Genomic DNA, 23,224 nt, shown 5'->3' with positions numbered 1-23,224 from the left:
GTCGCACCCGTCGAGCCCCCGCCGAGCACGCAGTGAGCAATCGCCGAGACCTGAGCACCCGTCGGAAAGGGCAGCGCCACCGATGACCACGACCGATGTCCGGCTCTTCGCCCACCGACAGGGCGCCTTGCGGGTCGTCCTGGCCGAGCCGATCCAGGGGGACCGCAACGCACCCACCACGGCCACCCTGACCCCGACCGCGGCCCGGGGCGCCAAGGGGCGGCCGCTTCCGGCCGGCACCCATCGACTGCTGGCCGACGCACCGTACCCGCAGCCGCTGAGGCCCGCCGCCCGCTCGGCCGTGCCGCCCGGGGACCTGCTGGGCCACCTGCTGGTCGCCGCCGTCGGCCTGCAGCGACGGGAGCCCTCCAACCGGTTCAACGACCACCGCTCGGTCGCCTCGGTGCGCAGCAAGTTCCCCGTGCACGTCTTCGTCCTGGCTCCCGACGGGTCGTTCGCCTACCTGGACCTCTACCGGCATGCACTGGTCGATCTGCCGGACACGGTGGCCGCCGACGGCGAACTCGCGGGACTGCTTCCCGCCCAGGGCGACGTCACCGTGCTCCTGGCTGCCCGTTTCACCGACCTGCCCGCGCTGTACGACCGTCTGCGGTGCCCCTTGGGCCTGCTGGAACTGGGCATCAACCTGCGCGCCCTGCACCTTGCCGCGGACCTGCTGGGTGCCCGGGCCCGGCTGCGGCTGGACGGAGCGGTCACTGCCGCGGGCGCCCGCCTGCTGGCAGGCACCGGTCCCGGGGCCTGGTCACTGCCGCTGGTCGTGACCCTCGAAGGCGTCGGCCCGCTCCCGTCGAGCCGCCTCCTGCCGGGCGCGGCCGGGTCGGGCCTGCCGCAGGACGATACCGAGCGCGCGCTGCTGCGGCAGGGGGCCGACGACGACCTGCTGCTGGAGGCCGCCGAGGTGACGGCTCCGCTGGCCGGGCTGTCCTGCGCTGAGGTCGAACCGACGTGTGGTGTGCCGGAGCTGCCGGCCGCTGGTCCCGGCACCGTGCGGCCCAGCTGGGCCGAGACTCTGTGGAACCGGACCGCTGGTCGGGTCCCTGCCGCGGTCACAGGGTTCTCCGCCAGGCCCACCGTGCTCGGCGAGGACTGCTTGGCGGACATGCTCGCCTGGCTCGGCGGGCCCGCACCGGGGCCGCTGCTCGCCGAGGTGGGTCGCAGGGTGCGCACCACCGTCGCGCTGCAGCGCCTGGCCGGCCTTCCCACCGGCCGGTACACGGTGGTGGCGGGGCGGCTCGAGTCCGAGCAGACGGACCCCGGGATGCTGCGCACGCTCCAGGGCGCCTTCGGCTACCCCCTCGGGCCCACCACGGACAGCGGGTTGCGCCATGCGAACGCCGTGTGGGTCTTCTCCGCCGACCTCGACAGGATCCTGGACGAGTTCGGGCCGGCCGGCTGGTCGCTGCTCCAGTTGTGGTGCGGCTGGGCCTCGCACGGGTTGGCGACCGCCGCCGCCGCACACGGCCTGTTCGCCCGCCCCGTCCGCTCCTTCGACGAGTTCCGGCTGCAGCACACCATGGACCTGCCCCGCGAGATGGTTCCGCTGTTCAGCGTCATCTGCGGCCGCTCCCGGTTCGCCGAGCCGATGCTGGACCTGCGGGTATGACGACGCCCCAGGACATGGGCTGGCGCAGCTGGCACCTGCACATCGCCACCTTCGTGCCGGCAGCGCTGGACGCCGTGGTCACCGAGGTGGTGGGCCCGCTGGCCGACCGGCTGGAGCTGCTGGAGCCCGACGGTCCGCCGTGGTTCTTCGTGCGTTACTGGCAGGGCGGCCCGCATCTGCGGCTGCGCGTGAGTGGACTGACGCAGGCCGAGAGCAACGGCGTTGAGGTTGCCCTGGCCAGCCGCTTGCATGTCCTCGACGCCGCTGTGCCGCCCGCGCGGCGAATCGACCAGGAGACCTACGCCCGTGCGGTGCGACGGCTCGCGGCCGCGGGCGAGCAGGGGGTTCCGCTGCCGGCCGGGGAGTTGCTCGCACCAGGGGTTCGACGGGCTACCTACCAGCCTGAGTACCAGCGCTACGGCGGCCGTCACCGTATCGCGGAGTCCGAGCTCCTCTTCCACTGCTCCAGCCGCGTGGCCCTGCGCGCCTGCCTGGCCAGAGCCGGCACCCCGCACGCACTCGCCTCGGGGCTGGAGGCTTTCGCCGCCGCCTGCTCGGTCCTCGACGGTGGCGAGGACGGTCGTTCCGGAAGCCGAAGCCGCTTCCTCACGGCGCAGCGGGACGCGTGGTTGGACTGGACCTTGCCCAGCGACACCGAGCCCGACAGCTCCGTCCCGTCCAACACCGCCGATACCCGCCGACAGCGTGCCGTGATCGCCCAGGCACAGGCCGCCGCGCTCGGCACCCTCGCCCCCCGGCTCCGGGAGGCAATGCGTGACGGCGACCCGCGCTGGGCGGAGTGGACGGACCCGCTGGGAGCCGCGCTGCGCACCTGGACGGCGGAGTTCGGTTCCGCACGCGCCGCCGGCATCTTCGGCTCGCACCTCCATATGACGGCCAACCGGCTGGGAGTGGGCCTCGGACAGCAGACCCGCATCACCGAGCTGCTGCTGGCCCTGCTCGGCCCGGCCACCCCTCGGCCCGGGCCCGACTGATTGTCCACCGCACCGTTACGGGCTCTCCACGGTTGGGACCTTGCCCAGCCTCGCCGCTCTGAACCCGGCCTGGAACCGGCTCGAGGCACCCAACTGATCGAGAATTTCCGCTACATGGCGTCGGCAGGTGCGCAGCGAGATGCCCAGGCGGCGGGCCACGGTCTCGTCCTTGGCCCCGTCGGCCAGCAGTTGGACGATTCGGTGCTTGAGCTCGATCCCTGTTCCGTCCGGGACCGGCACCGACTCCTGCGGCTGCGCTGCCTGCATCCAGGAAGCCTCGAAGAACTGTGTCAACTGCCGTACCACGGCAGCATGCTGGATCACGGTGACCTCCGCGGCCCCCGGGGAGGGGATCAGGGCCACAGTATCGTCGATGATGAGGACTTCGTGCAGTCTGGTCCAGGTCGTCCTGACGACGCGATGGTTCTGCCCAGCTACCCCGTGCTGCAAACACGTTGGGCGGCTGATCAGTTCCCGTACGGACAGTCGGGGGTCCGGCCAGGCCACCCCTTGCACCGTCAGGCGGTCCAGGAACGGCGATTCGGACGAGCGGACATGCAATATTCGCCGAGTGCCCTCGGCTAATGAATCCACCACGAGTTGAATGGCCCTCTCGCAGGGCAGCGCCAGAAGTGCCGACCCGTCCTGCTCCTGGCAGTTCCGGCAGCTTCGACCGGCCAGGGGCTTCACCTGCGCCTGCGCCAGCGCCAGTTCGACCTGCCACCGCCCCATCTCTTCGGACAGTCCCGCCAGCAGCCCGGCCACCTTCTCCAGGGGGCGTTCGACCTCGTTGGCGGAGTCGCCGTGGTCGATTGGCGGCGGCATCTGTGTCCGATCCACTTGTGCGGCGGTTGAAATGAATGGACGGCGAGAGCGGCGTCGAATTGGAGCCGGCAGTAAACAGGGAGCACCGAAGAGCTGTCTGACGATATATCAGCTCAGGCTTTGCAGGCAACTCTGCCGGGAGTCCTTGGAAACCAAGACGGGGTGCACACCGTGGCTGCGTTGCTCGCGCCGCCGCCGCGGGGAACTCGCCGTAGCTGCCCTTGTAGAGTCGCCGGCCGATCTGCAGCGGGCTGCCGGCGGTCCAGAGAGTTCTGTAGGGAGCCCCGGGCGATGGCCCGCATTCACCACCGTGGAGCGCAGCGGACTGAGTGTGCGCTCGGTCGGCGAGCTCGCCGCCGTCCTGGCCGCACCGCCACCGTGGCTCCTCACGTTCCACCGCAAGTTCGCCGCTGAGCGCCAAGTTGCAGCCGCGAGCTTGAGCGCAGCAGAAGAGGTGTCCGCCGTTACGATCGCTGCCCGGACTTCGGGTTGAGTGACCGGTCCGTGCTCGCCGTCGATGGAAGAGCTGTGAACACGCACGTGGACTGGCCCGGAGTCCGGCAACGCGTTATTGCCGTAGCGGAGGCCGAGCGTCGTGCCCGTGGCCGTGAGCCGTTGTCCTACCCGTTGTTCGAACCTGTCCTGACATCGGCCCAGATCGCCGAGGCCGAGGAACAGTTCGGTGTCGCGCTCCCTGAGGAGTACCGCACGTTTCTGGCGGAGGTCGGGGGCCGGCGGCCCCGGTCCAGGCCACCTCTCGTCGTTGTGCCGGATCGACGGGAAGTGGGGATGGCTCTGGGGCACCGCAGGGCACCACTGGCAGCTGGACCCGGGCGGGCCGTTCGCCGAGACGGAAGGCTGGGCCGGCCAACAGAGAGCGACCCTTCGCGCCGCCTGGTACGAACCCACCACGCAGGACGAGGACATCGACTACCTGGACGACTACCGTGAGGCCTTCGGCGACGAGGCGTGGTACCTGGAGCGCGGCCGGGGCGCGGTCCTCATCAGCGACCACGGCTGCGGGATGACCGGCCGGCTCATCGTCGTCGGCCCGCACCGCGGGGAAGTCCACGACCGGGACTGCGAGACCAAGTCGCCCTTCGAGCCGTACCTCGACGCGAAGGGCAACCCCCACACTTTCCGCACCTGGTACCTCGAATGGATCGAGCGACGCGAGAGCGCAGCACGATGATCAAAGGCTGGTGACGCTCGCCCGGCCCACGTGGGTGGCGGTCTTCGGTGCAACTCCTCCAGGAAGTAGCACCTGATGAGCGATGTGACTGTCTCTGTCGAGGCAGTTGAAGAGGTTCGGCCGATCGAGCCGCCGGCGGATCTGCTGGTCGACCAGCTGATCGGGCAGCTGGTCGGCCGGGCTCGCGCCCAGTGGCCTGCAGCTGACCGGTGAGGGAGATCCACGTTGGTGCTGTGTCTGTTCGCAGTCGAGAGGGAGCCCTGGCACGGCTGGCTTCATGGGTCTCCGGCTCCCTCTCGGTGCTGCTGAACTGTCGCTGACTGCCAGCTGCTTAGCCGAGATCGAACACTGCCGTGACCGGGGCGTGGTCCGACCAGCGTTCCGCGTGGGTCGCGGCGCGTTCGACGCGGGCGTCGACGCAGCTGGCGGCGAGGGCGGGGGTGGCCATCTGGTAGTCGATGCGCCAGCCGGTGTCGTTGTCGAAGGCGCGGCCGCGGTAGGACCACCAGGAGTAGGGGCCCTCCTGGTCGGGGTGGTGGGCGCGCAGGACGTCGACGTAGCCGTGGTCGTCGAGGACGCGGGAGAGCCAGGCGCGTTCCTCGGGGAGGAAGCCGGCCTTCTTCTGGTTGGCCCTCCAGTTGCGGAGGTCGGCCTCGCGGTGGGCGATGTTCCAGTCGCCGCAGACCACGACCTCGCGGCCCTCGGCGGCGGCGCGCTCGCGCAGGGCGCCGAGGTGGACCAGGAACTCCGCCATGAAGCGTTCCTTCTCGTCCTGGCGCTCGGTGCCGACCTCGCCGGAGGGGAGGTAGAGGGAGGCGACGGTCAGGCCCGGGAGGTCGAGTTCGGCGTAGCGGCCGGAGACGTCGAACTCGGCGGAGCCGAAGCCGATCCGGGTGGCGTCCGGCTCCCGGCGGGAGAGCACCGCGACTCCGGCGCGGCCCTTCGCCTCGGCCGGCGCCCAGACCGCGTGCCAGCCGTCGAGCCGGGCCAGCACCTCGCCGATCTGGTCGGCCTCGGCGCGGACCTCCTGCAGGCAGACCACCTCGGACTTGGTGTCGTCGATCCACTCCAGGAAGCCCTTTGCGGCGGCGGCCCGGATCCCGTTGACGTTGACCGTGGAAACACTCTTCACCCGGCGAGCGTACCGGGTCGCGGTCGCGACCGGGGCGCGAAACCCGGCAGGAACCGCTCCCATTGGTCTTGACCATGTCCACGGGCACCCCCTACTGTCACTTACTGCAAAGACCTTTAATAAAGAAGGACGGATAAAGCCCGCCCTCCCCACCTGCCGAAACCGGGGAGCCGTGGCGGGCCGCCGCCCTTCAGGGTGGAGGACACGGTGGGGCAAGGAACGCTCACGGCGGTTGCGGAGCCGAAGTACTGGCACCTGCGCACGGTGCTGCTGCGCACCATGGACGCCGAGTTCTCCACCGGCCAGGTGATGCCCAACGAGCGTGAGCTCTCCGCGCGCTTCGGTGTGGCCCGCGCCACCCTGCGGCAGGCGCTCGACCAGCTGGAGCTGGAGGGTCGGCTGGTCCGCCGCCGCGGCATCGGCACCCTGGTCGCCGCCCCGCGCGTCGGCATCCCGGTCGGCGACCGCGAGTCCGGCCGCGCCGGGTCCGCCCGCGGCCAGGAGTGGAAGGTCGTCGACTGCACCACCGCCACCGCGTCCGCCGCGCTGGCCCGCACCCTGGGCATCGCCGAGGGCGAGCAGGTCCACACGGTGCGCCGCCTGCGGATCGTGCAGGGCGTGACGGTCGCCGCCGAGTCGCTGCACGTCCCGGCCGCCGGCCTGCCGCACCTGGCCGTGGTGGTCGACGAGAACGACCGCGCCCGCGGCGTGCTGCGCCAGCTGGAGCGGCTCGGCGTCGACGGCGAGTCCCGCTCGGTCGAGCTGGGCGTCGCCGAGTCCGCCGAGGCCGCGCTGCTGGAGCGCCCCCCGGGCACCCCGGTCCTGGTGGTCACCACCCAGTACGCGGCAGCGGGCCGCCTGGCGGCCGTCGGCGTCGCCACCTACCGCGCCGACACCTGCAAGCTCACCTTCGGCGAGTCCGGCGCAGCCGTCCAGGTCGCCGCCCCCGCCGCGGCCACCGCCGCTTCCTGACGGATCGTCGGGAAGGGCCGAGCGGTACTGTCGGAGCCACCCCCTACGCTCCTGCCCACATCAGGCAGAGCGTGAACAGGGGTGGCACGGCGATGAGTTCGACCGATTCGAGGGACCACGGCAGTGCGCTCGTCGAGCGGGTGATCGCCGCGGTGGCGGCCGATCCGGGCCGGCCGGTGCTCGGGTACAACCGGTTCGCCGGGCCGTGGGTGGAGGGCGAGCCCCGGCCGCGCGGCGTCGACGCGTTCCCCGGCGGGCATCCGCTGTCGCCGGGCCTGCGGGCCTGGTTGGCGTACGACGGTGGGATGTTGGAGCGGCACGGCTGGTTCGACGAGGACGGGAACCTCTCGCCGCGCACCCTCGGGGAGATCGCGGCGGACGAGTTCGGCGAGCCGTGGCACGCGTGCTTCGAGCCGTTCTCGGAGCGGTTCGGCGGCTGTTTCCTGCTGCCCGGCGGCTCCGATTCGCGCCGCGTGCTGTCGCTGGGGCCGAACGGCGAGCGCGACGAGTCGGGCGAGTACCCGGTGTTCGCGCTCGACATCGACGACCTGCCCTGCGCCGTGCTGATGTACCCGGGCTTCGACGCGTACCTCGCCGACACGGCCGGGATCCTGCACCCGGCCGAGGGCGAGGGCTACGACGCGCTGAAGAACGACCGGCGCTACGCGCACCGGATGCGCGCCCACGCCCGCGACCGGTTCGGCGGCGAGTACGAGCTGACCTGTCTGCCCTGAGCGAGCCCTACCGGTTGGCCGTGGGCGGGTCCACCGCGAACAGCTGTTCCTCGACGTGGTCGAGGGCGATCCGCAGCGCGCCCATCGCGACGACCTCCGAGCCGAGCGCGGCGAGGGCGACCTCGGGCGCGCGCAGCGTGTAGCGGGCGAGCTGTTCGCGCAGGGGTTCGAGGACGCCGTCCAGGCCGGCCGCCCAGCCGCCGACCACGACGAGCTGCGGGTCGAGGGCGAGGACGAGCGCGGTGACGTCGTGGACGAGGCGGCCGAGGAAGCGGTCCATGGCGACCTGGGCGACCTGGTCGCCCTCCCGGGCGAGTCGCAGGACGCGGGCCACCGCGGCCTCGTCCAGCGGGTCGAGGGGCTGGCCGGTGGTGGAGAGCAGGCGTTCGGGGGTGACCTGGCGGCCGAGCAGGTGGAGGGCGCCGATCTCGCCGGCCGCGCCGCCGTAGCCGCGGTGGAGTCGGCCGCCGATCAGCGAGCCGGCGCCGGGGCTGAGGCCGGCCATCACGAACACCACGTCGCCCTTGCCGACGGCGCTGCCCTTCCAGTGCTCGGCGATGGCGGCGAGGTTGGCGTCGTTCTCGATCACCACGGGGCAGCGGAAGGAGCGGCGCAGCCGGGCGCCGAGGTCGAGGCCGGTCCAGCCGGGCATCGCGGTGCCGAGCTGGACGACGCCTTCGCGGTCGACGATGCCGGGGGTGCCGACGGCGACCTCCCACAGGCTGTCGCGGGAGACGCCGGCCTTCCTGAGCACTTCGGCGACGGTGCCGCGGAGCTGGGTGAGCCGTTCCTCGGCCTCCATCGACTCGTCCACCGGCTTGGCGTGGCTGGTGAGCACCTCGCCGGCCAGGTCGGCGAGGATCACCCGCAGGTCGTGGACGCCGATCTCGATGCCGAGGACGTGCCCGGCCTCGGCGCGGAACCGGAACCAGCGGGCCGGGCGGCCGCGTTGACGGCCCGACTCCTGGACGTGGTCCACCTCGGCGACCAGCCCGGACTCCAGCAGCCCTTCGATGACGCCTTCGACGGTGGGTCTGGACAGACCGGTGTCGCCCACGAGTTGGGTGAGGGTGACAGCCTGTCCGTCGCGCAACGACCGCAAGGTGACCGCCGCGTTGATCCGCCGCAGCAGTGAGGAGTCCCCGCCGGTAAGACGATCCGCCAAGTTGCTGCCCTTCCGCTTCGCGCGCCTGCCCTTGCGCGCGGTGCCGTGGACGCGGGTCGCGGCGCACCGGCGTGTGGTACCGGGAGCGCCCCCGCGCAAGCCGTCGCCCGCGACCGGGCACTACCGTGTGCCGCGGACCGGGGCGTCTGCCCGGATCGTACTCGGGCGCCCTCCACGGAGCGAGCGTTTCCGCAGCTCATCACGGCTTCGGTATCGAAACGGTACGTGGCCTGTGATCACCCGGTGATCGCCCGGCGGCGAGGCGATGGCACCGGAGCGGTGATCGTTGGCCCTAGGCTGTGCGGCATGGGGAACGACACCGTCCTGCGGGCGGGTACTGCGGATCGTCAGCTCGGGTCCGCCGATGCGGAGTTCGTGCGCGCCCACACCCGGCCGGGCCCGGTGCCGTTCGTGCCGGAAGTCCGGCTGCACATGGCGCAGGACGCGATCGCGCTGTGGGAGGTCACCGAGCGGGAGCGCGGGGAGATCGGACTGCCGCCGCCGTTCTGGGCGTTCCCGTGGGCGGGCGGCGTCGCGGTGGCCCGGCACGTGCTGGACCGGCCCGAACTGGTGGCCGGGCGCAGCGTGCTGGACCTGGCGGCGGGCTCCGGCCTGGTCGGCGTCGCGGCGGCGCTGAGCGGCGCGTCGCAGGTGCGGGCGGCGGAGATCGACGCGTACGCGGTGGCGGCGATCGCGGTGAACGCGGCGGCGAACGGCGTGTCGGTGACGGCGGAGCTGGCGGACGTGCTGGACGGCGACGGCGACGGCTGCCAGGTGGTGCTGGCCGGAGACGTGTTCTACGAGCGGGCGATGGCGGCGCGCTTCCTGCCGTTCCTGGAGCGCGCCGCCGCCCGGGGCGCGACCGTGGTGGTCGGCGACCCGGGCCGCGCCTATCTGCCGCGCGAGCGCTTCACCGCGCTGGCCGAGTACGCCGTCCCGGTCGCCGCCGACCTGGAGGACGCGGCCGTGAAGGCCACCACGGTCTGGGCCCTGCGGAACTGACATTCCGTCAACTTGCTTCTCCAGTCCGGGTGGTGGCCGGAACGGGCGGCGGGTAGCAGTTCATTCCGGTCCAGGTCGGGCTGGGGCTGGGCACCAGGGCGGCCGGGCCCGGTGCGCGGGTGCTGGGCGGCGGCGCGCCGGTCATCGACGGGCAGACCGGGATGTACAGGTTGCCGACCAGCGAGATCTGCTGCACCTGGTAGGGGCCCTGGCCGTACCAGCCGTGGAAGTACACGCCGAGGACCTGGGTGGTCGGGCCGATCCTGACGGTGGCGTGCAGCTCGGTCCGGCCGCTCCCGTCGGCCCAGCGGTACACCTCGGTGGTGTCGCCGCCGGAGACCCCGACGAACGCGAACGAGCCGGCCACCGTCGCCGTCAACTCGTAGGTCCCGTAAGGCTGGACGGACACCAGCTGGGTGCAGCCGGCGAGGTCGTGGCTGCCGGGCCGTCCCTCGATGCCCCGCTCGGTGCGGGTGACGTCGCCCGTGCAGGTCCAGCTGTCCTCCAGCGGGCCGTGGAACGCCCCGTCCTGGACGGTGTCGCGGACGGAGGCCCGGGCGTCGGCGGTGCCGAGCAGCCCGAGTCCGACGGTGGAGGTCAGGGCCAGGACGCCGGCCAGGGCGGCGAAGCGGTGGCGGGGACGGGCACGTGAGCGCATGGCGAACTCCGGAGTGGGGGAGGAGTGGGCGTGCGGTGCTGGGCGTGCGGTGCTTGGTGGGCCGTCAGCTGCCGGACGGGCCGGGGGTCCGGCTGGGCGTCGCCGTCGGCGTCAGGTAGCACGGGTCGGCCGACGGGGTCGGGCTCTCGGCGACCGGGATCGGGGTGCAGGTGGTCCGCGGCTGCCCCGGACCCCACAGTTCGACGGCGCTGATCCGGTACGGGCCCTGCTGGTACCAGCCGTGGAAGTACACCTTCAGCGTGCGGGTGTCCGGGCCGGTGGTGACCGTCCCGTTCAGCACGCTCCAGTCGGTCCCGCTCGACCAGAGGGCGACGTCCGTGGTGCCGGAGCCGGTGACGCCGGCGAACACGTACGGCCCGGTGACGCGGGCGCTGAGCCGGTAGACGGAGTTCGGCTCGACGGTGACGGTCTGGGTGCAGCCCGCGTAACCGGTGTCGGTCGGGAAGCCCTCCAGCACGCCGAAGGCGTCGGACGGCGGGAGGACCCGGCCGCTCTCGCAGCTCCAGCCCAGCATCCGGTTGCCCTGGTTGAAGTGACCGTTGTCGACCACGTCGACGGTCGGCAGCGCCGCGGACGCGGGAGTGCCGAGGCCGAGCGCGGCGCCGGCCAGCGCGAGGGCGCCGGCGGCGAGGCCGATCGGCAGGCCGTCGCGGCGGCGGTCGCGACGGGTGGTTCCGAGTGCACGCATGCCATCTCCGAGGTGGGGAGGTCGGGACGGGAAGCGGTGCGAGGGAGTGGCCCACACCTTGCTGGGGCGGGGGCGGTGCCGTCAAGGGCGGGGCGGCAAATGACTGGTGGGCGGGGCGTCGCCGCTGGTAGGAAGGGGGGCCATGGACGAGTACGAACTGCGGGCCGCGCGGCCCGCCGACATCGACGCGGTGCTGGCGTTCTGGGCCGAGGCCGCCGAGGGCACCAGCATCAGCGACGACCGGGCGGGCGTGGCGCGGCTGTTGGAGAGCGACCCGCGGGCGCTGATCCTGGCCGAGCGCGACGGCGCGATCCTGGGCACGGTGATCGCCGGCTGGGACGGCTGGCGCTGCCACCTGTACCGCCTCGCCGTCCACCCGTCGGCCCGCCGCCGGGGCATCGGCGGTGCGTTGCTGGCCGCCGCGCACACCCGCTTCGAGGAGCTCGGCGGCCGCCGGTCCGACGCGATGGTGCTGGAGCGCAACGAGCTCGGCCAGTCGGCCTGGCGGGCGGCCGGGTACGGGCGCGAGGAGCAGTGGCGCCGCTGGACCCGGCCGCTGGCCTGATCAATCGTCAATTCACCTTGTTTCAAGCGGCCTTGAGAGTTCCGCCGTCGACCACGTGGTCCGCGCCGTGGATGTTGGCGGCGCGGTCCGAGAGCAGGAAGACCACCAGGTCGGCGACCTCCTCGGGAGTGGAGAGCCGACCCGACGCGGTGCCGGCCTGCCCCGCCAGGCTCTTCAGCATCACCTCGTGCGGGACGCCCATCGCCTCGGCGACCAGGCCGCCGAACCTGGTGGGGTCGGTCCACATGTCGGTCACGGTGTTGCCGGGGGAGACGGTGTTGACGCGCACCCCGCGCGGTGCGAGGTCCTCGCTGAGGCGCTTGCCGAACTGGGTGAGCGCCGCCTTGGCCTCCGCGTAGCCGACCGGGGAGCCGGTCGGGATGCGGGCGTTGATCGAGGAGACGTTGACGATCGCGCCGCGTCGCGCCAGCAGGCTGGGCAGCGCCGCCCGGGTGACGCGCACCGCCGACATCACGTTCAGGTCGAACAGCGACTGCCACTGCTCGTCCGACACGTCCAGCACGCTGCCCAGGGTGATCGTCGAGGCGTCGCCCGCGCCCACGTTGTTGACCAGCAGATCGATGCCGCCGAGCGTCTCCAGCGCCTGCTCGACCGCGTACTCCACACCCTGACGGGTGCTCAGGTCCGCGATCGCCGCGGTGGCGAAAGCGGCCAGCTCGGGGGTGGCGGTGCGGGTCGCGCCCACCACTTTCACTCCCTCGGCGGCCAGTGCGCGGGCGACGGCGAGGCCGATGCCGCGTCCTGCGCCGGTGACCAGGGCGGTGCGGCCGTTGAGTCCGAGATCCATGGCTCCTCGTTTCCGGTCCGGCCGGTGTGGACGGCCGATATTCTTGAATCAGAGGTCAAATATCAGGGCGTGAGTGACCGCACGGCTGCATGTGCCGTGCGGTGTCGGTGTCGTGCGATGTGGCTCCGGTGGCGTGCGGTCAGGCGCCGAAAACGGTGGTGACGGTGGTGTCGACGACCTTCAGCACCGCGTCGCGGTCGTAGGTTCTGGCCATCACCCGGAGTCCGGCCATCGCCGCCACCAGGAATCTGGCCTGCGCCCCCGCGTCCATCGACGCCGGAACGTCGCCCTCCAGTCTGCCCCGCTCGATGCGCGCGGCCAGCAGGTCGACGCCGCGATCGGTCAACCGGCGCACCGCGAGCGCGACGTCCGCATCCCGTCCGCCCAGCTCCAGCGCGGTGTTGACGGCGAGACAGCCGCGCCGCACCGGGGCGTCGAAGTCCGTGTCCACCAGCGTCGTCATGTAGGTGCGGACGCACTCCTTCGTGCTGCCCGGCCCCGAGAGCAACTCCTCGATCAACTCGGCGCCGGTCCGGTCGTAGGCGTCCAGCGCCCGCCCGAACAGTTCCCGCTTCGAGCCGAACGCGTGATACAGGCTGCCCTTCCCGATCCCCGCCGCCTCGGCCAGCTCGGCCGGCGAGGACCCGGCGTAGCCGTTCGTCCAGAACACCTGCATCGCCTGCGCGATCGCGGTGTCCTCGTCGAACTGCTTCGGTCGTCCCATGACCTGACGGTACGACATATTTGAACCCAGGGTCAACTATGCGCGGGCTGCGGGCTGCGGGCTGCGGGCTGCGGGTCGAGGCGCTCGGGCGTTCAGGCGCTCAGCTGCTCAGCTGCTCAGCTGCTCAGATGCCGGAAGAGTTCCTCGTGCCCTTCCGAGGTGGGGTGCACACCGTCGACGAACAGGTGGGGCCGGTCGCGGAGCGGCTCCCACAGGTCGATGAAGTCGATGTGGTTGCCCTCGCACCAGGCGCGGAGGGCGGCGCGCAGTACAAGCGCTCGCGCCGTGGTGAAGCGGAGACCCTCGTAGTCGTCAAGTCGTGTCTCGTCGAGCCAGGCCGGTCCGACGACGACCATACGGGCGTTGTGCCGCAGGGCAGTTGCGGCCAGTGGGGCGAGATGGTCGGCTAGGTGCGACAGGTTGTCGCGGGCGGTGTCGGGCGCGGCGAGCTGTATGGCGGAGTCGTTGATCCCCGCGGCCACGACGAGCGTGTCGGGGTGGCGGGGAGCCAGCAGCGGCGGTGTCTGCGCGGCGACGTCCGCCAGGGTGCTGCCGGGGATGGCCAGGTTGAAGACCCGGTGGTTCGTCTCGTTCGAGGCGATGTGGGCCGCCGCGAGGTGGGCGGCCCAGCCTCCCCGAGGGTCGCAACGTCCGTAGGCGATGCTGTCGCCGACGATCACGATGCGTGCCGCCGGGCGCAGCGGTCGCGCGTCCAGGTGGGCCCAGACCGGCTCGCCCGAGCCGAGGAGGACGCGCCGCCGGGCACAGCCGTCCCCCTCGTGGGCGTCGGCCGCAGCCAACTCCCGGTCGGTCAGCCGCAGGACGGCGCCCTCGACCGTGCCGCCGAACTCGCGCTGCAGGGTGGGGCGCAGGTCTCGACCGTCGTCGGCGGTCTCCAGACGGCCGGCCGTGTGGCCGACGAGCGACGCCGGGGTCGTCGGCACCGTGCGCCCGAACAGGGCGGCCTGAACCTGCGGGTCCAACAGCGTGCCGTGGGCGAACAGCGGGTGGGGGCGGGACTCGGTCACTGCGGTGTCGTGGCCTTTCACTCGGAACGATCACGTCACCCTATCGGCCCGAGGAATCCCGCCGCCGTGCCGCTGACGAGGCACTTCGTCCTGATCGTGGAGGCCTGCGCGGGGGACGACGCGTGCGCGTCACTGGCCGAGCAGGTGGGCGAAGTCGTTGCCCAGGCCGCCGAGCATGGGCAGGGCGCCCAGGTCGGTGATGGTGCCGACGGGGACGCTGTAGCCCTGGTTGGGGGTCGTCGGCGCCGCCGGGGCGGTCGTCGGGGCGTCGGCGGTGGCGGAGACGGCGGTGAGCGGGGCGGCGGCCAGGAGGACGGCGGCGAGGGCGGTGAGCGTGGTGCGCATGGGCGGGGTCCTTCGGGACGTGCGGGGCCGACGGTCGTCCGGACATCCCGTCGTCCGTCCGGCCGTTTGGCAGTTCGGTCGTTCAACGGGTGGGCGGGGCAGGTGGTGACGGAGTGCCGCCCGTTCGGCGTCATGACGGGAGGGTGCGGGCCTCGGCGGTGAGGCGGGTGGCCAGGTCCTCGGCGAGGCGGGCCCGGTGGCCGCGGCGGCGGCGGGAGAGGGCGAGGCCGAGATGACGGCGCGGGGCGGGTTCGGCGAGCGGGAGGGCGACCAGCTCGGGGTGGTCGGCGAGGCCGATCTGCGGGATCAGCGCGATGCCGACCCCCGACCGGACCAGCGACTGAGCGAACTCGTAGTCCGTCGCGGTGCAGGAGATCCGCAGGTCCAGCCCGGCCAGCGCGGCGAACCGGGACAGCTGCCCGGCGGACTTGCGGCAGCCCAGGATCCAGCGCTGGTCGGCGAGTTCGGCCAGGTGCAGGGCCGCCGGGGCCGACTGCGCGAGCGGGTGGCGGCGGGGGAGGACCACCCGTAGCGGATCCTCGACCAGGGACGTCCAGTCCAGGCCGGACCGGTCGCCGGACCGGGCCGGCGGCGGGCCGTCCAGGTGGTAGGCGATGGCGAGGTCGGCGCGGCCCTCGCGCACCGCGGGCAGGCTGTCCTCCGGCTCAGCCTCCAGGATGGTCAGCTCCACCTCCGGATGGTCGGCGACGAACCCGGCCAGCGCGCCCGGCAGCAGCCGACGGCCACCGCTGGCGAAGGTCGCGACGGTGAACCCGGTGCGGACGGCGGTCAGCCGGGTGATCCGCTGCTCGGTGTCGGCGAGTTCGGCCGCGATCGAGTCCGCCGCCTCGACCAGCACCCGGCCGGTCTCCGTCAACGTCACACCCCGGGTGGACCGTTCGACCACGCCCGCGCCCAGGCTGCGCTCCAGCGCGGCGATCTGCTGGGAGACCGCGGAGGCCGTGCAGTGCAGCGCCGCGGCCGCCTGGTTGAAGCTTCCCCGGCGGGCCACCTCCCGCAGGACGGCCAGTCGTTGAACGTCGATCAACAGTTCTCCTGTGGACGGGATCCTCAGCTCGACACTACCGCTGGTGTCCAGTGCCCGGCAGGCTGCTCTCCCGTGAACGATCAACTCGCGGTCCACGGACCGGAAGGGGCCGGAAGAGACGTGAACGAGCAGACCACCCGCACCATCGGCGGCATCCCGGTGGGCACGATCGGACTCGGCGCGATGCCGCTGTCCGTCGAGGGCCGCCCCGACGAGACGCAGGCGATCGCCACCCTGCACGCCGCACTCGACGCGGGCGTCCGGCTTATCGACACCGCCGACAGCTACCACTGGCACGCCGACGAAGTCGGCCACAACGAACGGCTGATCGCCCGCGCCCTGGCGACGTACGGCGGCGACACCGCCCACGTCCTGGTGGCGAGCAAGGGCGGCCGGGGACGACCCGGCGACGGTTCGTGGACCGTCAACGGCGACCCGCGCCACCTGCGTCGCGCGGCCGAGGCCTCGGCGGCCCGCCTCGGCGTGGACGCGATCGGCCTCTACCAACTGCACAAGCCCGACCCCGAGGTGCCGTTCGCCGACTCGGTGGGAGCGCTGCGCGACCTGGCCGACGCGGGAACGATCCGCCTGGTGGGCCTGTCCAACGTGGACGGCGCACAGATCCGCACCGCCCGGGACATCCTTGGCGACCGCCTGGTCTCGGTGCAGAACCGCTTCTCGCCCGCCCACCAGGACACCCGCGACACCCTCGACCTGTGCACCGAGCTCGGCCTGGCCTTCCTCCCCTGGAGCCCCCTCGGCGGTATCTCGCTCAGCGCTGTCGACGACCCGGCCGCCCCCACCCCGCCGACCGCCACCCCCTTCCACGCGCTTGCCGCAGCACACGGCGTCAGCCCCCAACAGATCTGCCTGGCCTGGCACTTGGCCCAGGCCCCGACCGTCCTCCCGATCCCCGGGGCCCGCCGCCCCGCCTCCATCCGCGACTCCGCCGCCGCGGCCCGCCTCACCCTCACCCCGGCTGAACTCGCCACCCTCCACCTCTGACCGGACGCCCCGTCAGTGGCCCGTCGTTCCGAGCCACTTGAGCGTGGCGGCCAGCTCCGCGCCGAAGTCCTCGCAGCGTGCGATCAGGTCCCGGCCGGCGGGCGTGTCGAGCAAGCCGTCGGCGGTGGAGAGGGTGGGGAGCGTCTCGACGCAGGCGTGTTCGACAGCGAGGTTGCGGGAGGCGAAGTAGCCCAGGCCGTGACTCCGGACGGGCTCGGGCAGAGCGGTGAGGTACTGGCGGTGGGCGTCCTGCGAGGGGTGGTCGTGGAACGAGGCCTCGACGCACTGGTCGACGTAGTGGGCCAGGTCGCGCGGGCCCTCGACGATGAACTCGACCTGATCATCGCTCTGCTCCTCGGCGGGCTCCGCCAGGGCCTCGCCGAAGGCCAACAGCCGGACGAGAGTCTCCAGTTGAACGAGCTCGCGGACGTTCGGGTCGTCCGCCTCGGAGTCGAACAGCGGGGCGCGGGACAGCTCGGCGGCGGCCCGACGGTACCGGCCGTCCGACTGCTCGTCGGGCGCCGACACCGCCGACCGGAACAGCTCGTCGACCACCGCGCGATCGAGGCCCCACTCGGCGTCCCACTCGAACGCGACCATCGGCGCCCGCAGCCGCCACAGAGCGAGCGCGGCAGCCCGGCGCTGCCGGAGGGACGTCGGTGTCAGGTGGTTCCGGTTCATCGTTCCCCGTTCGTCGCTCACGCCGGGGAGTGTACGGGCCGGTCGAGATGCCGGCCGGTGCGGTGCCATGCACGCCGAGCGGGTGCCGAGCGGATCCGCGAGCCGGTGGCCGGCCGGCCCGAATCCGGTGGACCGGGGCAAGGACGGCTCGGAGAGCCACCTGGTCACCGACCGGACAGGCATGCGCCTGCCTGTCGGCAGTTCCGGGGCCAACGTCCATGGCGGGCAGGCCCTGATCCTGCTCGTGACGGCAGGCCACTGGTCCGCCCCCGATGTGCCCCGTCGGCGCAAGCCCGGCAAATTCCTTGCCGACAAGGGCCGGGGGCGGAGGAGTCGCGGCATCGGCCGGGCAGGCCGAGTGGCAGCGCGCGTACGACGAGGCCGACAACCGAGTCTCCGCCGGTGTCCTCGCCGGCTCTTTCGGTGCGGGGTGGCCGCTTTCCGAAGCATCTTCTCGCTGGCGGAGCTGCCTTGGGCGTGTCCAGATCGTCAGATCCAAGGCTTTTCGGGCATCTCGCTCGTGTATCTGCTTGTGCAGAGTGGGCCCCGGGGCCGAACAAACCCAGGGAGGACAGCTTGAGACGGATATGCACAGCCCTGCTTCGAGGTGCGGGCCTGCCCGTGCTGGTCGCCGCGATGCTGATGGGGACGGTGTCGACCCAGGCCACGGCCGGCGGTGGGGACGGCCATGAAGGGGACGGCAACTGCTCGCACACCTGCCCGCACGGACCTCAGGGGCCTCCCGGACCTCCCGGACCCCCCGGGCCTCCGGGGCCTCCGGGGCCGGCTGGACCGGCCCTGCCGACCCTGATCGTCCAGGAGACCTACACGCTGACGTCCGGACTCAACCCGGGAACCGCGGTCTGCCCGCCGGGAACCGTCATCACGGGCGGCGGAATGAAGACGCCCCTCGGCGGCAACAACCTCACGGTCCAGGTGTGCGAGTCGTATCCCTCCGCCGACAACACCTGGACGCTGTCGTTCAACAACTCGGCCGGCACCACGGGTTCCTACGTGGTCTACGCCATCTGCCTCCCCGTGACCCCGGCGAGCTGACCACCGGGTGGCTGCGGTCCCCCGGCATTCCGGCTGTCGCAGCCACCCCGGCAGCCGGAGGCCGGAGGAGGTCGGGAAGCGGTCGGCCTCGCGCTCGTCGCGACAGTGGGGACAGGGGCAGCCGGCGAGCCCGGCTCGTCGAGGACCGGACGGGCGGATCGGCCCGTACCCGGGCCTGGCCGGGCTGTTGAAGGCCAGGTGGTAAGGACCTTCGCCTTGGTGAGGCGCACGTCGACGCGGGACCGGTCGGCGGGTGGGACGAGGCGGTCCTCGGCGGCGACCTGACGGTTCGTCAGGATGGCTGGCCCGCCGCATCGTGCGGCAGGTTCGGCGGCGGGGCGTGGCCCACGCGGCCGGCCGCCGGTGGACGCCGCGCACGCGGGCCGTCGTCTCGAACGGGCTCCTGGCCGACCACCGCCGTGGCTCGCGGTGCGCGGTCGAGGGGCGGAGCCGCGAACGCGTCGGGCCGTCGCGTCGTCACCTTCCGGCCGGGCCGGGGTCGTGCTTCGGAAGCGTCGTGCCGGCGGCCTTCGTCCCTCACTTCGGGACAGCGGTGTCCCCGACTTCGTACAGGCCGGCCTGCATGGTGCCGTCGCGGAGTGTCCGGAGTCCGACGGCTGTGACGGGGCCGTGCGTGCCGGGGGTGAGGGTGGTGCCGGGGGTGGCGGCGTGGCTCGCTCCCCAGGCGAGGAGGGAGCCGGTCATCTCGTAGGGGTCGGGGCTGGTGGGAGCGGTGGTGGCCAGGGGGCGGCCTGCTGCGTCGCGGGCGGTGGCGATGACGAGGGCCCGGCCGTCGGGGTCGGGTTCGCGGGTGGCTCCGAGGAGGCGTCGGGAGAGTTCGGTGACGGCGCCGCGGACCGCGGGGGTGTGCATCGCCACCAGGAACATCGCCTGACCGACCCGTCCCGCGCGGCCGACCCGGCCGGTGACCACATGACGCCCGCGGTCATCGGCCTGGGTCGAAGGCTGTGGTCGGCCACACGGACGTCGGCCTTTCAAGGCCGCTACTCGGTCGCGCGGTAGGTGGAGACGGAGCCGCCGTTGCTGAACTCCAGCGTCTCGACGGGGGTGAACGGGCGCGGCCGGAACTCGCCGGCGAAGGCGGGGAGGCCGGTGCCGGCCACCACGGGGTAGCGCTTCCAGATCAGTTCGTCGATCTCCGGCAGCAGTTCGCCCGCGAGCCGGGCGCCGCCGCACAGCCAGATGTCGCCGTCGCCGGGCTGCTGCTTCAACTCCCGTACCAGGCCCAGCGGGTCGGTGCGCACCACGTTGACCGTAGGGTCGGTGGGCTCGGGCAGGGTGGACGACACCACGTACTGCTTCAGGTGTGCGTAGGGACTGGTGATGCCGATGTCCAGCGCGGGGCGGTAGGTGTTCAGGCCCATCACCACGGTGTCGAAGCGCTTGTTGGGCGCCCCGTCGAGGCCGATGTGCGGCCGGACGTGGCTCGGCATGGTCTCGGGGAACTCGGCCCGGAGGTACTCCGCCATGTCGTCGCACTGGGGGTAGAAGTCGAACTCGCCGGCCGGGCCGGCGATGAAGCCGTCGATGGAGACGGCGACGTAGTACACGAGCTTTCGCATCTAGTGCCTTTCGAAGGTTGACCACTCGGTCTGTAGTACTCTGCTTGGAGTGGTAGGACCGTAGCACTACGAGTGGAGTGGTTACAAGCACATGGCCAGAAGCAACCCCGAACGACGCGCGACCCTGCTCGACGCCGCGATCGAAGTCCTCGCCGAGGAAGGCGCCCGCGGACTCACCTTCCGCGCCGTCGACCAGCGCGCCGCCGTCCCCGCCGGCACCGCCTCCAACTACTTCGCCAACCGCGACGCCCTGCTCACCCAGTGCGCCGAACGCGTCTACGAGCGCCTCGGCGCCGATCCCGACGCCCTCGCCCAGGGCCTGACCGGGCCGCGCGACACCGCCCGGGTCGCCGAACTGATGCACCAACTCGTCGACCGGGTCGCCGACTTCCCGACCGGCTTCCTCGCCCTGCTGGAACTGCGGCTGGCCGCGCTGCGCCGCCCCGAACTGCGCGAGACGGTCACCCGCCGGATCGGCGCGGACCTCCGCTTCAACATCGACTACCACCTCGCCGCCGGTCTGCCCGGCGACGCCACCGCCGTCCAACTGCTCTACCTGGCCCTGAACTGGCTCATCCTGGAGCGCCTCGCCCTGCCCGACCTGTTCACACCCGAACAGCGCACCGAACTGGTCGACGAGCTGGTGGCCCGCCTGATCGGCAGCGGCGGGAGCGGCAGGAGCGGTGCGAGCGGTGCGAGCGGCCCGGGTGTTGGTCTGTGAGCGATTGCTGCGCTGAAGGGTGGGTTTCGAACACTTCTGAACAGGACAACGTGCAGGATTCTGTGCGCGGTTGTTGACAAGTGCTCGATCGGGGCCCGGATACTGCATCTCATTGCAGAACGGGCGATCGAAGGAGTCCTCGTGTTCTCATCCCCGCGCAGACCGGCCGCCGCCGCGCTGGCCGCCGTCCTGTTGGCTGCGACGGCCGGTGTGGCCGGAGCGGTCGGCGTGGCGACGGCCGCTCCGGTCGCGCCCGATGCCGCGACGTACACCGTCGCGGTGGGCGCTCCGGTGACGTACAACCATCCGACGGACACCCCGGCGGTGCCGTACCTGGACAAGGACGGCACGTTCTGGTTCCAGCAGTCCGCCGCGCTGTACGGCGCGAGCGATCCGCGCTACTGGGACTTCTTCACGGGGACGGACTTCGACACCGCCACCCGGTCCGCGGCGGTGTCCAACGCCGTCAACCCGGCGAACGCGCAGGACAAGAACAACGACACCACCTGGCGCTGCAACAACAGCCCGACCGGGAGGACCGCCACCGCCGCGCCGAGCGGCTCCGGTTACGCGCAGAAGAACTACTGCGACCTGTCGGGCGTCTGGATCGACCCCGACACCGGCGACTGGTACGGCCTGGTCCACAACGAGTTCACGCCCCAGCCCTTCGGCGACGGGCTGCACTTCGACGCCATCGACTACGCGGTCTCCACCGACCAGGGCCGCACCTGGACGATCCGCGACCACGTGATCACCTCGCCGTACAGCACCGCGCGCGGCGACACCGCGCAGTTCCCGAACCAGACCTACTCGTACGGCGACGGCGACCAGCGTCTGCTGGTGGACGCCGCGTCGGGGTACTTCTACGTGTTCTACGGCTCCCGGGTGGTCGACAAGAGCGGCGGCTGGAAGGCGTTCTACGAGCACGTCGCGCGCGCCCCGATCGCCGGCAAGATGGCGCCGAGCTCCTGGCAGAAGTGGTACAACGGCGCCTGGGGCGAGCCCGGTGTCGGCGGCCAGGAGTCCAACATGGTGCCCGTCGGGGCGTCGAGCAGCACCGGGTACACGCCCGTCTCCAGCGAGTACAACCCGGCGAACACCGGCACCTCCGCCCAGCAGATCGCGGCCGGACGGATGCCCGCCACCTCGCCGCTGTTCGTTATGGACGTCACCTGGAACGCCTACCTCGGCCTGTACATCGGAGAGCCGCAGGCCGTCGACCAGAGCGGCAACGCCCCGCAGCAGTTCTACGCCACCGACAACCTGGCCACCCAGAAGTGGTACCCGATCGGGGACACCGGCGGCTACCACACCGCGTCCTGGTACCGCTGGTTCCTGGACGGGGCCAACCGCACCAGCTCCGCGATCGTCGGCAAGTCGTTCCGCTCGTACTGCGCGTTCGGCTGCTCCGGCGGCGCGTCCGGCCAGTACGTCAACGTCACCATCGACTCCAGCGCGCCCGCCGCGCCGCCGGTCGACCTGACGAAGGCGTACCGGATCGCGGGCGGCGGCGGCCGGGTGCTCGCCCAGGTCTCCGGCGGCTCCACCACCACCTCGCTGGCCGCGCCCACCGGGTCCGCGCTGGAGTCGTGGACCTTCGCCGCCAACGGCGACGGCTCCTACCGGATCGTCAACTCCTCGACCGGGCGGCTGCTCGGCGTCGACTCTGGTGCGGTGGCCGGCCGGGCCTGGGGCGCGCAGCCGACCGCGACGGCCGCGCCCGCCGGCGGGCCGAGCACCGGTCAGCAGTGGTGGGTGCTGCGCGGCACCGACGCGGCCGGCAACGCCGACGGCACCGTCAAGCTGGTGAACCGTTACAGCGGTCTGGCGCTCGGCCTCTCCGCCGCCACCGGCCGACTCGTCGAGACCGCCCCCGCCCGTTCCTGGACCGACACCTCCGGCAGCGCGGTCGGCGCGGGCCGCACCGCGGGCGAGCAGGCGCTCACCCTGACGGCGGTGGGCAGCGCGCCCGAGACCGTCACCGTCACCAACCCCGGCAACCAGGCCACCAAGGTCAACACCGCCGTCTCGCTGCAGCTCGGCGGCAACGACTCGGCCGGCAAGGCGCTGACCTGGACCGCCACCGGCCTGCCCGCCGGACTGGCCATCAGCCCGGCCGGCCTGATCACCGGCACCCCGACCACGGCCGGCTCCGCCACCGTCACGGTCACCGCCTCCTCCGGCACGGCGAGCGGATCGACCACCTTCGCCTGGGCGGTGAACCCGGCACTCACCGGCACCCACACCCTGACCGTCTCCGGCAAGGCCCTGGACAACCCCAACCACTCCACCACCGCAGGCACCCAGCTGATCACCTGGCCCCTCAACAGCGGGCAGAACCAGCGCTGGATCTTCACCCCGCAGGCCGACGGCAGCTACCAGATCAGCAACGCCGAATCGACCCTGTGCATGGACGTGAACGGCGGCTCCGGCAGCGCGGGCGCGGCGATCATCCAGTACACCTGCACCGGCGGCAGCAACCAGCGCTGGATCGTCAGCGCGGTGAGCGGCGGCTACACCATCGCCTCGCAGAGCAGCGGGCTGCTGGTCACCACCGCCTCCACCGCCAACGGCGCACTGGTCACCCAGCAGCCCGACACCGCGTCGACGCTGCGGCGCTGGACCATCGGCTGACAGGAGGACAGGAAGACG

The 23,224-nt window shown here is 72.3% G+C and carries 25 protein-coding genes and 1 pseudogene; 13 read left to right on the top strand and 13 right to left on the bottom strand.

The window, feature by feature from the left end; translation table 11 throughout:
• Positions 1–82 precede the first annotated feature (82 nt).
• Positions 83–1,624: a hypothetical protein gene (locus tag ACI1MP_RS02460; RefSeq protein ID WP_387999705.1), complete on the top strand. Its 1,542-nt coding sequence runs from the start codon at positions 83–85 to the stop codon at positions 1,622–1,624.
• Positions 1,621–2,619: a thiopeptide-type bacteriocin biosynthesis protein gene (locus ACI1MP_RS02455; protein WP_404867570.1), complete on the top strand. Its 999-nt coding sequence runs from the start codon at positions 1,621–1,623 to the stop codon at positions 2,617–2,619. Before ACI1MP_RS02460 ends, ACI1MP_RS02455 begins: the two co-directional genes overlap by 4 nt.
• 15 nt (positions 2,620–2,634) lie before the next feature.
• Here ACI1MP_RS02455 and ACI1MP_RS02450 read toward each other — a convergent pair whose 3' ends face one another.
• The gene (locus ACI1MP_RS02450; protein WP_404867569.1) at positions 2,635–3,444 is read right to left on the bottom strand and encodes a response regulator transcription factor; all 810 of its coding nucleotides are present in this window, start codon (positions 3,442–3,444) and stop codon (positions 2,635–2,637) included.
• A 504-nt stretch (positions 3,445–3,948) separates the two neighbouring features.
• On the opposite strand from ACI1MP_RS02450, the pseudogene ACI1MP_RS02445 reads away from it, so the two are divergent.
• The 3 genes and pseudogenes from ACI1MP_RS02445 to ACI1MP_RS02435 all read left to right on the top strand — a co-directional run.
• A pseudogene (locus ACI1MP_RS02445) lies at positions 3,949–4,176 on the top strand (SMI1/KNR4 family protein); the annotation flags it as partial.
• A gap of 31 nt (positions 4,177–4,207) precedes the next feature.
• Complete coding sequence (locus ACI1MP_RS02440; RefSeq protein WP_404870883.1) at positions 4,208–4,636, top strand: hypothetical protein; 429 nt, start codon at positions 4,208–4,210, stop codon at positions 4,634–4,636.
• Between the two features lie 75 nt (positions 4,637–4,711).
• Positions 4,712–4,849, top strand: coding sequence for a hypothetical protein (locus ACI1MP_RS02435; RefSeq protein WP_380331429.1), 138 nt, complete (start codon positions 4,712–4,714; stop codon positions 4,847–4,849).
• 118 nt (positions 4,850–4,967) lie between these two features.
• On the opposite strand, the gene ACI1MP_RS02430 is transcribed toward ACI1MP_RS02435, so the two are convergent.
• A complete protein-coding gene (locus tag ACI1MP_RS02430) occupies positions 4,968–5,768 on the bottom strand; it encodes an exodeoxyribonuclease III (protein ID WP_404867568.1) in 801 nt (266 codons plus the stop codon).
• Positions 5,769–5,975: 207 nt separating this feature from the next.
• On the opposite strand from ACI1MP_RS02430, the gene ACI1MP_RS02425 reads away from it, so the two are divergent.
• The gene (locus tag ACI1MP_RS02425) at positions 5,976–6,740 is read left to right on the top strand and encodes a GntR family transcriptional regulator (RefSeq protein ID WP_380331423.1); all 765 of its coding nucleotides are present in this window, start codon (positions 5,976–5,978) and stop codon (positions 6,738–6,740) included.
• A 92-nt stretch (positions 6,741–6,832) separates the two neighbouring features.
• On the top strand, positions 6,833–7,474 hold the full coding sequence (locus ACI1MP_RS02420; protein ID WP_380331421.1) for a hypothetical protein: 642 nt from the start codon (positions 6,833–6,835) through the stop codon (positions 7,472–7,474).
• A 7-nt stretch (positions 7,475–7,481) separates the two neighbouring features.
• On the opposite strand, the gene ACI1MP_RS02415 is transcribed toward ACI1MP_RS02420, so the two are convergent.
• Positions 7,482–8,639, bottom strand: a complete 1,158-nt coding sequence (locus tag ACI1MP_RS02415) for an ROK family protein (protein ID WP_380331418.1) — start codon at positions 8,637–8,639, stop codon at positions 7,482–7,484.
• Positions 8,640–8,945: 306 nt separating this feature from the next.
• Here ACI1MP_RS02415 and ACI1MP_RS02410 point away from each other — a divergent pair, with 306 nt between their 5' ends.
• Complete coding sequence (locus ACI1MP_RS02410; protein ID WP_380331415.1) at positions 8,946–9,641, top strand: class I SAM-dependent methyltransferase; 696 nt, start codon at positions 8,946–8,948, stop codon at positions 9,639–9,641.
• Between the two features lie 7 nt (positions 9,642–9,648).
• Here the strand turns inward: ACI1MP_RS02410 and ACI1MP_RS02405 are convergent, their stop codons facing one another.
• Positions 9,649–10,299, bottom strand: coding sequence for a hypothetical protein (locus ACI1MP_RS02405; RefSeq protein ID WP_404867567.1), 651 nt, complete (start codon positions 10,297–10,299; stop codon positions 9,649–9,651).
• A gap of 64 nt (positions 10,300–10,363) precedes the next feature.
• On the bottom strand, positions 10,364–11,008 hold the full coding sequence (locus ACI1MP_RS02400) for a hypothetical protein (RefSeq protein WP_404867566.1): 645 nt from the start codon (positions 11,006–11,008) through the stop codon (positions 10,364–10,366).
• 142 nt (positions 11,009–11,150) lie between these two features.
• On the opposite strand from ACI1MP_RS02400, the gene ACI1MP_RS02395 reads away from it, so the two are divergent.
• Positions 11,151–11,573, top strand: a complete 423-nt coding sequence (locus ACI1MP_RS02395) for a GNAT family N-acetyltransferase (RefSeq protein ID WP_404867565.1) — start codon at positions 11,151–11,153, stop codon at positions 11,571–11,573.
• A gap of 22 nt (positions 11,574–11,595) precedes the next feature.
• On the opposite strand, the gene ACI1MP_RS02390 is transcribed toward ACI1MP_RS02395, so the two are convergent.
• The 5 genes from ACI1MP_RS02390 to ACI1MP_RS02370 all read right to left on the bottom strand — a co-directional run bounded on the left by ACI1MP_RS02390 (position 11,596) and on the right by ACI1MP_RS02370 (position 15,526).
• On the bottom strand, positions 11,596–12,381 hold the full coding sequence (locus ACI1MP_RS02390) for an SDR family oxidoreductase (RefSeq protein WP_380331406.1): 786 nt from the start codon (positions 12,379–12,381) through the stop codon (positions 11,596–11,598).
• A gap of 139 nt (positions 12,382–12,520) precedes the next feature.
• On the bottom strand, positions 12,521–13,105 hold the full coding sequence (locus ACI1MP_RS02385) for a TetR/AcrR family transcriptional regulator (protein ID WP_380331404.1): 585 nt from the start codon (positions 13,103–13,105) through the stop codon (positions 12,521–12,523).
• Between the two features lie 116 nt (positions 13,106–13,221).
• Positions 13,222–14,133, bottom strand: a complete 912-nt coding sequence (locus ACI1MP_RS02380; RefSeq protein WP_404867564.1) for a GDSL-type esterase/lipase family protein — start codon at positions 14,131–14,133, stop codon at positions 13,222–13,224.
• Between the two features lie 129 nt (positions 14,134–14,262).
• Positions 14,263–14,478 (bottom strand): hypothetical protein, encoded by a 216-nt coding sequence (locus ACI1MP_RS02375; RefSeq protein ID WP_380331399.1) that lies wholly within the window; start codon positions 14,476–14,478, stop codon positions 14,263–14,265.
• Between the two features lie 130 nt (positions 14,479–14,608).
• Positions 14,609–15,526, bottom strand: coding sequence for a LysR family transcriptional regulator (locus tag ACI1MP_RS02370; protein WP_380331396.1), 918 nt, complete (start codon positions 15,524–15,526; stop codon positions 14,609–14,611).
• 120 nt (positions 15,527–15,646) lie between these two features.
• Between ACI1MP_RS02370 and ACI1MP_RS02365 the strand changes: the two genes are divergently transcribed.
• Entirely contained in the window at positions 15,647–16,531 is an 885-nt protein-coding gene (locus tag ACI1MP_RS02365) for an aldo/keto reductase (RefSeq protein ID WP_380331393.1), read from the top strand.
• Between the two features lie 12 nt (positions 16,532–16,543).
• Here ACI1MP_RS02365 and ACI1MP_RS02360 read toward each other — a convergent pair whose 3' ends face one another.
• Positions 16,544–17,233, bottom strand: a complete 690-nt coding sequence (locus tag ACI1MP_RS02360) for a hypothetical protein (RefSeq protein ID WP_380331390.1) — start codon at positions 17,231–17,233, stop codon at positions 16,544–16,546.
• A gap of 876 nt (positions 17,234–18,109) precedes the next feature.
• Between ACI1MP_RS02360 and ACI1MP_RS02355 the strand changes: the two genes are divergently transcribed.
• The gene (locus tag ACI1MP_RS02355) at positions 18,110–18,268 is read left to right on the top strand and encodes a hypothetical protein (protein ID WP_404867563.1); all 159 of its coding nucleotides are present in this window, start codon (positions 18,110–18,112) and stop codon (positions 18,266–18,268) included.
• A gap of 537 nt (positions 18,269–18,805) precedes the next feature.
• Here ACI1MP_RS02355 and ACI1MP_RS02350 read toward each other — a convergent pair.
• Both ACI1MP_RS02350 and ACI1MP_RS02345 read right to left on the bottom strand, forming a co-directional pair.
• Positions 18,806–19,141, bottom strand: a complete 336-nt coding sequence (locus tag ACI1MP_RS02350; RefSeq protein WP_404867562.1) for a hypothetical protein — start codon at positions 19,139–19,141, stop codon at positions 18,806–18,808.
• A 131-nt stretch (positions 19,142–19,272) separates the two neighbouring features.
• Positions 19,273–19,851, bottom strand: a complete 579-nt coding sequence (locus ACI1MP_RS02345; protein WP_404867561.1) for a dihydrofolate reductase family protein — start codon at positions 19,849–19,851, stop codon at positions 19,273–19,275.
• 91 nt (positions 19,852–19,942) lie between these two features.
• Between ACI1MP_RS02345 and ACI1MP_RS02340 the strand changes: the two genes are divergently transcribed.
• Positions 19,943–20,572 carry a TetR/AcrR family transcriptional regulator gene (locus ACI1MP_RS02340; RefSeq protein ID WP_404867560.1) on the top strand — a complete coding sequence of 210 codons (630 nt, stop codon included), beginning with the start codon at positions 19,943–19,945 and terminating at the stop codon, positions 20,570–20,572.
• Between the two features lie 141 nt (positions 20,573–20,713).
• A complete protein-coding gene (locus ACI1MP_RS02335) occupies positions 20,714–23,206 on the top strand; it encodes an RICIN domain-containing protein (RefSeq protein WP_404867559.1) in 2,493 nt (830 codons plus the stop codon).
• The last annotated feature ends 18 nt before the right edge of the window (positions 23,207–23,224 follow it).

This window comes from Kitasatospora griseola, from assembly GCF_044999035.1.
In the GTDB taxonomy this organism is placed as follows: Bacteria; Actinomycetota; Actinomycetes; order Streptomycetales; family Streptomycetaceae; genus Kitasatospora; species Kitasatospora griseola.
This window is presented reverse-complemented; position numbering and strand designations above follow the sequence as displayed.